Below are 7,889 nucleotides of genomic sequence, written 5' to 3' on the forward strand. Positions count from 1 at the left end.
GATGGTAGTGTGGCTCAAGCCATGCGAGAGTAGGTCATCGCCAGGGTTTACACCCAAAAACCCCGCTGCTCACGCAGCGGGGTTTTTTCTTTGCCCCGCCTGGCGCAGGCGTGCCGACCAACGGTCGGCACCTACCGCCCGGATCCGTACCGGGCAGGCCCGGATCCGTGCCGGGAACGGCCGGACTCGTGCCGGGCACGCGGTAGGGTCGGTTCCCAAACGACCGCCGATAACGGTAATCGGCACGGTGACGCATGGAACCACGTCGAAAACGTCTCGCCTGCGTTCGCGGTCATGCCTCAACGGGGCAATCACTACCCCGGCAGTCATCGGCCTACCGGAACACTGCAACCGCCTCGGTCAGGGCCGCAGCCTGCTGCTCCAGCTCGCGCGCCGCGGCGCTGGCTTCCTCCACCAGGGCAGCGTTCTGCTGGGTGGCGTGGTCCATCTGCACGATGGTCTGGTTGATCTGGTCGATGCCGGCGGCCTGTTCCTGCGATGCTGCGGCGATGTTGGCCATGATGCCGCTCACTTCCGCCACGCTGCCGACGATATCCTGCATGGTGCTGCCGGCGTCCCGCGCCAGGCGCGCCCCATCGGTAATCTGGTCGACGGAGGCGTCGATCAACTGGCGGATCTCGCGTGCCGCGTCAGCGGCACGCTGCGCCAGGCTGCGTACCTCGCTGGCGACCACGGCAAAGCCGCGGCCCTGCTCGCCGGCACGCGCTGCTTCGACGGCGGCGTTCAGCGCCAGGATATTGGTCTGGAACGCGATGCCGTCGATCACCCCGGTGATCTCCGCGATCCGGCGCGACGCGCCCTGGATGCCATCCATGGTGCTGACCACGTCGCCCACGACGCGGCTCCCGCGTCCCGCCACGTCCTGCGCGGCTTGGGCCAGCGTGCTGGCCGTGCGGGCGTGATCTGCGTTCTGGCGTACGGTAGCGGTCAACTCCTCCATCGAGGACGCCGTCTCCTCCAGATGCGCGGCCTGGCGCTCGGTGCGGATGGACAGATCGTTGTTGCCGCTGGCGATCTCGGCTGCTGCAGTGCTGATCGACGCCGCGCCTTGCCGGATACCTGCCACCATCGCGCCGAGTTGCAGCGCCGTCGCAGTGGCGTCGCGCTGCATGGCCGCGAATGCGCCCTCGTAATCGCCCTGCATGCGCTGGCTTAGATCGCCGTCCGCCAGTGCCGCCAGCACGCGCCGGACATCGGCGACGGTGCCGTCCAGCTGCGCAAGCAGCTGGTTGATGCCACGGGTCAGCCCGTGCATGAACCCGGCCTCGCCCTCGCGTTGCGGGAGCCTGCGTGCAAGGTCGCCGCGGGTGGCGCCGGTGACGATGTCGGCGACGGCGTTCTCGAGCAGCAGCTCGTCGGTGCGGTCGTGCCACTCGACCGCAAACCCCAGCCGCGCGCCGGCACTGTCGTACATCGGGGTGACGACCTGGGCGAAGTGCACTGGTCCGATCCGGACGCGCCCATGATGGGTCGCCTGCAGGCCGTCGAGGATCGCGCGGATGCGATCCGGGTTGGCGTGGAAGCGATGGATGCTGGTGCCCAGCAGCTGTCCGGCGTCGAAATCGGGGAACGCTTCGCGCAGGCTGGCCTGCTGGTTGCGCAGCAGGCGCACCACGGCGGGATTGGCGTAGCGGATCACATGCTCGGGGTCGGCGATCATCACGGCGGTGCGCGAGACCTCGAGCGCTTCGCGCAGGGTGGCATCGCGCGCGGCTGCACCTGCGTCGACGAAGCGCTGCTCCTGCAGTTCTGCAAGGCGTTGCGTAAGTCGCTGCACGTCGGCAGCGTGAGCGAGCTCACGACGATGTTGCCGGATGGCGAGCGCCAGCAGGCTACCGCCGGAGGCGGCGGCGAGCAGGGGAAGCAGGGGCATGGTGACTCCAGGACAGGTTGGGCTCAGCGCCCATCGAAGCGGTGCGCGCGCGTGGCTGCGATGCCGGTGCGCAGTGCGAAAGATGGCGGCAGGAAAGCGGAGGCGGATGACACACGGCTTCGCTATCGGCGGAGCGGGCGACGACACAGGCGCGCTGCGCGCGCCTGCTGCATCGGTATCGGAAGCGTTGCTGCAATGTTGAGTGCGACACGGTGTCGCAGGCGCGTCAAGCGCGTGTCGACCAACGGTCGATACCTACCTGGCCAGGAACCTTGCGATCACGTCGGCCACGACCTGCGGGTGTTCCATGTGCAGGTGATGGGTGCCGGGGAATACGTCCAGCCGGCCATCGCGCAGCAGTCGGATGCGGTCGCTGCGCAGCGGCTCGGGGTAATAGCTCTGCGCCGGGGTGGCGTAGATCACCTGGGTCGGGCATTCGATCGCGGCGAGCAGGTCGTCGATCTGCGCTTCACTGAGCCGCATTGCGGTGGGCAGCATCAGGCGCTGGTCGCTGCACCAGCTGTAGCCGCCTTCCACGGGTTTGACCCCGCGCTCGACCAGCAGGCGTGCGCACGGCTCGCTGAGCTGGTTCGCCATCATCCGCGCCCGTACCGGCGCAGCGAGGTCGGCGAACACGCGCAGCTTCTTCGATGGCAGGGCACGCGCGGCGCGTACATGTTCGCGCAGGCGCTGTGCGGTCTCGTCCTCAGGCCCGCGCAGGCCGCCAAGTGCTTCGATCGCGACCAACCGCTCCACGCGTTCCGGCGCGGCTGCAGCGGTGAGGCTGGCGATGCCGGCGCCCATGGAATGGCCCAGCAGCGTGAAGCGCTCCCAGCCCAACGCATCGGCGACATCGAGTACATGGCAGATCGCACCGGGAGTGTTGTATTGCGTGCCCGGCGGCAGGTGCGCACTGTGGCCGTGCCCGGGAAGGTCGATCGCGACCAGCTGCAGCGCTGGCAGCGCGGCGGCCAACGGAACGAAGCTGGCAGCGTTGTCGAGCCAGCCATGCAGGGCCAGCACCCGCTGGCCCGCGTCGTGCGTGGAGCGCAGGCCAGCCACGGCGCTGCCGGCCACCTGCAGTGCGAAGGGTTCGAGGATCATGCCAGCGTGGCGACGCTCAGCCGCGACAGCGCCAGCGCATGCGCCGGTGCATCGTTGAGGCAGGGGATGTAACGCATCTGCGCACCGCGCGCGGCGACGGTCTCGGTGAAGCCCAGCGCAACTTCTTCCAGCGTCTCCAGGCAGTCGGTGGCAAAGCCGGGACAGACCACGTCGATCCGTTTGATGCCCTGCTCGGCCATCGCCCACAGGGTCGGTTCGGCATACGGCTGCAGCCACTTTTCGCGGCCAAAGCGCGACTGGTAGGTCAGTTGCCACTGGTCGTCCGCGAGCCCGAGCGCCTGCGCGATCGCCTGCGCGCTGGCTTCGCAGCGCTGCGGGTAGGGATCGCCGGCATCGGCCAGGCGCTGGGGAATGCCGTGGAAGGAAAACACCAGCTTCTCGCCCCGGCCGTTGGCCTCCCACCACTGGCGGATGCTGCCGGCCACTGCGGCCACCCAGTCCGGGTCGACCGCGTAGTCGCGTACCAGGGTGACAGTGACACCGGGGTGTCTGGGCTGCCAGTCGCGCACCTGGTCTTCGATCGAGGCGGTGGTGGTGGTCGAATACTGCGGATACAGCGGCAGCACCACGATCCGACGCATGCCTTCGGCCGCCAGCCGGTCAAGTTCGGCGGTGAGGGCTGGCGCGCCGTAGCGCATGGCGTGGCGCACCCGCAGGTTGGGCATCAGTTGCTGCATGGCCTCGGCCAGGCGGCGGGTGTACACCATCAGCGGGGAACCGTCGGCCAGCCACACCTGGGCGTACTTCGCCGCCGAGCGGCCACTGCGCAGGGGCAGGATCAGTCCGTACAGCAGGGGTTTCCACAACAGCGGCGGGATCGCGACCACGCGCCGATCGCTGAGGAATTCCGCAAGGTAGCGACGCACCGCGGGAGCGGTCGGCGTTTCGGGTGTGCCTAGATTGACCGCCAGCACGGCGGTGTCGGGTGCGTCGATCATGGGTCCATTCTCGCAGGTCTGCGCGACGGTCGGGATGGAAAGACGCGATGACGGCCATCGAGCGCGTCGATCAGGCGGCGGATACTCATTGCGGATTCATCGGAACCCCACTAATTTCGGGGGAATCGATACCTTGTCGACCCCCTTCTGGAGTACCCATGCGCCGATTGACCCTTGCACTGCTGATCACCGCGAGTCTGCTGTCGACCCAGGCGATGGCCGGGCCGACCGAGGACCAGCGCTCCCGCAATGCGGTCCGCGTGTTGAACGATATCCAGGAAATTCCCGAGCAGGGGATTCCGGACAAGCTGCTGGACGAGGCGCGGGCCGTGGTGGTCATTCCCGACACGATCAAGGCGGGGCTGGTCATCGGCGGTCGCCGCGGTCACGGTCTGATGTCGATCAAGAATCCGGACGGGAGCTGGTCCAGCCCCGCGTTCATCAAGCTCACCGGCGGCAGCATCGGGTTCCAGGCCGGGGTGCAGTCGTCCGACGTGGTGCTGGTGTTCCGCAACGACCGCAGCCTGGACAACATCGTCAACGGCAAGGTCACGCTGGGCGCGGACGCCGGCGTCGCCGCGGGCCCGGTCGGGCGCAATGCGGCGGCCGCCACCGATGGCCAGCTGAAGGCGGAGATCTGGTCCTGGTCGCGGGCGCGCGGGCTGTTCGCGGGGGTCGCGCTGGACGGTGCGGTGCTGCAGATCGATGACCAGGCCAACCTGGACGCTTACGGCAGCAACACCACGGCGCGCATGGTGTTCGAGGGTCGGACGACGGCGCAGCCGTCGATGGACGTGGTCGCGTTCCGCGATCGGCTGGAAGAGGCGACGTACTCGGCGCGACAGAACCGGGGCACGGCCGGCAACGCGCCGGCGCCGCGTCCTGCGGGCCAGCCGCCGCAGCCGCAGCCGCAGGGGGCACCGGTGGTAGCTGAACAGGCAGGCACGGGTGCGACGACGGCGCCGTTGCAGGCGGTTCCGGCGCAGCCGGCCCCGCAGCAGGGCTTCCAGCCGGTGGGCGAAGGCGAAGTCCGCACCTAATCGCTGGACGGAAACTGACTTTCGTCACGCGCGCCGCCTGCCCGGCGGTGCGCTATGCTCAACTTCTTGTTTCCGGGTAATGCGAGCGGCACATCATGGGCAGTATGAGCTTGTGGCATTGGGTGGTGGTACTGGTCATCGTTCTGCTGGTGTTCGGCACCAAGAAGCTGACCAGTGGCGCCAAGGACCTTGGCAGTGCGGTCAAGGAATTCAAGAAGGGGATGCGCGACGAGGACAAGCCGACCGCGCACCTGAGCGATGAGTCGCGTCCCCAGGACCCGTCGACGACGTCGCAGAACGAGCACGACCGCGACCGTCGCTGATCAAGGCGGCACGCAGTGTTCGATATTGGGTTCAGTGAACTGCTGGTCATCGCGGTGGTCGCGCTGGTCGTGCTGGGTCCGGAGCGGCTGCCGAAGGCAGCGCGCTTCGCCGGGCTGTGGGTGCGGCGTGCGCGCAACCAGTGGGATTCGGTGAAGCAGGAGCTGGAACGTGAGCTGCACGCTGACGAGATCAAGCGGCAGTTCCGCGAGGCGCAGGATTCGGTGCGCGATACCGAGGCGCAGCTGCGTGCGAGCGGGGAAGCGGTCCGCCGCGAGGCCGAACACGTACGGCGGCAGGCGCAGGCGACCGGGGACGCTGTCGCGTCGGACGATGCGCCGGTGATGACCGGTCCAGCGCCGGGTTCGCCGGCCAGCGTGGCCCAGCATGTGGCAGCGCCGGAGCCGGAGGCTGCAGTGGACGCGCCGCGTGATGCGATGGCGCCGCCGGGCATCGATGGCCAGGCGCCGCGAGATCCCCCGCCGTCCACGCCGGAGGGTCCGCGATGAACGGCAACGAGAACCCGGAAAGCGGTCTGATCGAACACCTGATCGAGCTGCGGGCGCGCCTGATGCGGGCGTTGATCGGGCTGGGCGTGGTGCTGCTGGGGCTGATGCCGTTTTCGCGGCAGATCTATACGTGGCTGGCGCAGCCGCTGATTTCGCAGCTGCCGAACGCGCAGTCGATGATTGCGATCAATCCGGCGGGGGCGTTCTTCGCGCCGCTGAAGCTGACCTTCTTCGTGGCGCTGTTCGTGGCGGTGCCGTGGCTGCTGTACCAGCTGTGGGCGTTCGTGGCGCCGGGGTTGTATGCGCGCGAGAAGCGCCTTGCGGTGCCGCTGCTGGTGACGTCGGTGCTGCTGTTCTACATCGGCTGTGCGTTCGCGTACTTCCTGGTGCTGCCGGCGGTGTTCCACTTCCTGACCACGTTCCGTCCGGAGGTGATTGCGATCACGCCGGATGCGAATGCGTACCTGGATTTCGTGCTGGCGATCTTCTTCGCGTTCGGCAGCAGTTTCGAGCTGCCGGTGGCGATGGTGATCCTGACGCTGCTGGGCTGGATCACGCCGCAGCAGTTCAAGGAAGGCCGCGGTTACGCGATCGTGGGCATCTTCGTGCTGGCGGCGGTGCTGACGCCGCCGGATGTGGTGTCGCAGCTGATGCTGGCCATTCCGATGTGCCTGCTTTATGAGCTGGGGATCCACGCCTCGCGCTGGCTGGTGCCGGCGAAGAGCGACGAGCCGCAGGCTTCTTGATTCAGGCGCCAGGAGCGGCGGCGTTTCCGTAGTTACGTGCTTGGGCCGGGCGGCGGGCAGTCCCGCTCCGGGACACGCCGTGAATACGTCCTTGTAGGCTTGTCAAAAACATCCATGTTTTTGACAGTCCCTCCGGGGACTGCCCGCCGCCCGGCTCCTTCATGGATTGCGTTGCGCGGATCGGAAAGCAGCGACGCAGGGCGTCGCTCTACGGGATCTCATGCCGCGAAGATGTTGCCTGGGCCGTTGCTCGGCGGTACCGGCGGCGGGGCGCTGCGGGTGCGGTGGGCGAACATCTGCTTCCAGGCGGCGTACACGGCGCCTACGTAGAGCGGCATGATCACCGTGGCCATGGCCAGCTGCATGACGAAGGCGGCTGCGCCGACGCCGCCGACCAGCATGGCCAGCTGCATGACCACGACCACCAGGAAGTAGATGCACATCGCGGCGATCAGGCCGAGCAGCATGAAGACCGCCATGGCGCCGAAGTTGCGGATGCAGCCCTGCAGGCTCATGCGCAGGGCGTGCATGCCGCTTTGATGGTCGAACACCACCAGCGCCGGCTGGGTGAACATGGCCATGCTCAGCGCGACGAAGGTGCCGAACGCCAGCGCCAGCCACAGCAGGATGCGCATGACCGGCACGCCGGCCATCAAGGCCAGGGTCTGTTCGTTGCTCGGGGTGGCGCCGGACTGCTGCAGTTCCTGCATCTTGTGGAACATGTCGGCCGAGGCGGTCAGGCCTTCGGCGCCGAGCATCAGGTACAGCAGGGTGCCGAGCGCGATGATGGCGATCAGCTGGATCGCCAGCGGGACCAGCAGGTGGCTGACGCGGCGGTCGCGGATCGGCTGCAGCAGGTGCGCTGGGGTGGCGCGGTGGCCCTGGTCGACTTCGCTCACCGCGCACAGCATGCCGCCGAACACGAGCGGGCCGACGGCCACCGACACCAGCTGGCCGAGCACGCCGAGCCAGCTCGGCAGGGCTTGTGCGAGGACGAGGATCAGTGAACTGACCAGCATGCCGATCACGCCAAGGACGGCGAGCTGCAGCGGTGCACGGCGATACAGGGAAAACGCGTCCAGCAGCCATTGGGCGCCCGCCGAGGCGGGCAGCTTGCGAATGTCGCTCATACCATTCCGGAACAGGGGAGGAAGGGCGCGCGCGCCCCGGATCGATTCGATTATCCCTGTTTTCCGTGCCCCCCGCCTGAAGGGAAGGAGGTTCGGCGCCGGGCGGTCAGGCGTTGCGCGCCTGGCGCACGAAGCGGCGCAGCAGCTGGCGGGCCAGCGGGGCGGCGCTGACGCCGCGCGCGAGGC

General features: G+C 68.2%; 7 protein-coding genes and 2 pseudogenes. 4 read left to right on the forward strand and 5 right to left on the reverse strand.

Annotated elements, in window-relative coordinates; genetic code table 11:
- Nucleotides 1-334: 334 nt before the first annotated feature.
- The 3 genes and pseudogenes from RWO33_RS17670 to hemH form a co-directional block, all read right to left on the reverse strand.
- Nucleotides 335-1,768, reverse strand: a pseudogene (locus RWO33_RS17670) (methyl-accepting chemotaxis protein); the annotation flags it as partial.
- Between the two features lie 381 nt (nt 1,769-2,149).
- Complete coding sequence (locus RWO33_RS17675; RefSeq protein WP_314106495.1) at nt 2,150-2,998, reverse strand: alpha/beta hydrolase; 849 nt, start codon at nt 2,996-2,998, stop codon at nt 2,150-2,152.
- A complete protein-coding gene (gene hemH / locus RWO33_RS17680; protein WP_145478576.1) occupies nt 2,995-3,957 on the reverse strand; it encodes a ferrochelatase in 963 nt (320 codons plus the stop codon). Before hemH ends, RWO33_RS17675 begins: the two co-directional genes overlap by 4 nt.
- 158 nt (nt 3,958-4,115) lie before the next feature.
- Between hemH and RWO33_RS17685 the strand changes: the two genes are divergently transcribed.
- The 4 genes from RWO33_RS17685 to tatC all read left to right on the forward strand — a co-directional run bounded on the left by RWO33_RS17685 (nt 4,116) and on the right by tatC (nt 6,573).
- Nucleotides 4,116-4,997, forward strand: a complete 882-nt coding sequence (locus RWO33_RS17685; protein ID WP_314106496.1) for a YSC84-related protein — start codon at nt 4,116-4,118, stop codon at nt 4,995-4,997.
- A gap of 95 nt (nt 4,998-5,092) precedes the next feature.
- On the forward strand, nt 5,093-5,320 hold the full coding sequence (tatA, locus tag RWO33_RS17690) for a Sec-independent protein translocase subunit TatA (protein WP_145478578.1): 228 nt from the start codon (nt 5,093-5,095) through the stop codon (nt 5,318-5,320).
- A gap of 15 nt (nt 5,321-5,335) precedes the next feature.
- A complete protein-coding gene (tatB, locus tag RWO33_RS17695) occupies nt 5,336-5,827 on the forward strand; it encodes a Sec-independent protein translocase protein TatB (protein ID WP_314106497.1) in 492 nt (163 codons plus the stop codon).
- Nucleotides 5,824-6,573 (forward strand): twin-arginine translocase subunit TatC, encoded by a 750-nt coding sequence (gene tatC, locus RWO33_RS17700; RefSeq protein ID WP_314106498.1) that lies wholly within the window; start codon nt 5,824-5,826, stop codon nt 6,571-6,573. The genes tatB and tatC overlap by 4 nt, the downstream gene beginning before the upstream one ends.
- 218 nt (nt 6,574-6,791) lie before the next feature.
- Here the strand turns inward: tatC and RWO33_RS17705 are convergent, their stop codons facing one another.
- Nucleotides 6,792-7,703: a BPSS1780 family membrane protein gene (locus RWO33_RS17705; protein WP_314106499.1), complete on the reverse strand. Its 912-nt coding sequence runs from the start codon at nt 7,701-7,703 to the stop codon at nt 6,792-6,794.
- Nucleotides 7,704-7,809: 106 nt separating this feature from the next.
- A pseudogene (locus RWO33_RS17710) lies at nt 7,810-7,889 on the reverse strand (glutamine amidotransferase); the annotation flags it as partial.

The sequence above is a fragment of the uncultured Stenotrophomonas sp. genome (genome assembly GCF_963519925.1).
GTDB classification, from domain to species: domain Bacteria; phylum Pseudomonadota; class Gammaproteobacteria; order Xanthomonadales; family Xanthomonadaceae; genus Stenotrophomonas; species Stenotrophomonas maltophilia_AE.